Consider the following 1,096-nt stretch of genomic DNA (forward strand, 5'->3'; position numbering starts at 1 on the left):
CGCGACGCCGACGGCGCGACGGTGGCCGTGGAGATCAAGCGGCGCGGCGAGATCGACGGCGTCGAACAGCTCACCCGGTACCTGGAACTGCTCAATCGCGACCCGCTGCTGGCGCCGGTCGCCGGCGTGTTCGCGGCGCAGCAGATCAAGCCGCAGGCGCGGACGTTGGCCGAGGACCGGGGAATCCGCTGCCTCACGCTCGATTACGACGAGCTGCGTGGCACGGAGAGCAACGTTTTCCGCCTCTTCTAGGCTGGGAGCCATGCCGCGACGTAAACCACGCTCAGGGCGACGTAGCGAGCCGGCGCCGATCGGTGACGTCTACGGGCGCACCGAGGACGGGCCGGGCGAGGAGACCTACATCGTCCGCACCGTTCCCGGTGCCAGGGCGGTCAAGACGTACCGGTGTCCCGGCTGCGACCACGAGATCGCGCCAGGGGTCGCCCATATCGTCGCCTGGGCCGCCGACGGCGGTGAGGACGACCGCAGGCACTGGCATCAGGGCTGCTGGAACGGCAGGCGCACCCGCGGCATCACCCGTCGCTGGTCCTGAGTCCCGAGACCACGAAAACCGAAGGCCGCCTCGATCAGCGAGGCGGGCGAAGCCGCTGCCGCCGCGCCCGCGCCTGCTGCCGCGCCTGCCGAACCCGCCCCCGCTCCGGCCCCCGCGCCTGCCCCCGCCGCCGCGGCTCCCGCCCCGGCCCCGGCTCCCGCGCCCGCCGCCGCCCCCGCCGCCGCTTCCGGTACGCCCGTGAAGATGCCCGAGCTGGGCGAGTCGGTCACCGAGGGCACCGTGACCCGCTGGCTCAAGGCCGTCGGTGACACCGTCGCCGTCGACGAGCCGCTGCTCGAGGTGTCCACCGACAAGGTCGACACCGAGATCCCGTCCCCGGTCGCCGGCACGCTGCTGGAGATCTCGGCGCAGGAAGACGACATCATCGCCGTCGGTGGTCAGCTGGGTGTGATCGGTAGCGGCGCGCCCGCGGCCGCTCCGGCGCCCGCCCCGGCACCGGCTCCCGCGCCTGCTCCGGCCCCCGCTCCCGCGCCCGCCGCGGCGGCTCCCGCCCCGGCTCCGGCACCTGCCCCCGCTCCGGCG

At 74.7% G+C, this 1,096-nt stretch carries 3 protein-coding genes; all 3 read left to right on the forward strand.

Annotated features, from left to right (window positions below):
- Window positions 1-252: endonuclease NucS domain-containing protein (locus ACWDNU_RS46715; RefSeq protein WP_449673564.1), on the forward strand; the 252-nt coding region annotated here is incomplete at its 5' end.
- Between the two features lie 10 nt (window positions 253-262).
- Window positions 263-553, forward strand: coding sequence for an ATP/GTP-binding protein (locus ACWDNU_RS46720; protein ID WP_355284258.1), 291 nt, complete (start codon window positions 263-265; stop codon window positions 551-553).
- Between the two features lie 33 nt (window positions 554-586).
- Window positions 587-1,096: biotin/lipoyl-containing protein (locus ACWDNU_RS46725; RefSeq protein WP_449673565.1), on the forward strand; the 510-nt coding region annotated here is incomplete at its 3' end.

The organism is Amycolatopsis sp. NPDC003676, assembly GCF_053587275.1.

What these genes read in the sequence shown, in the direction of transcription:
- ACWDNU_RS46720 (WP_355284258.1), top strand. Translation starts at nt 263, where the DNA reads ATGCCGCGACGTAAACCACGCTCAGGGCGACGTAGCGAGCCGGCGCCG.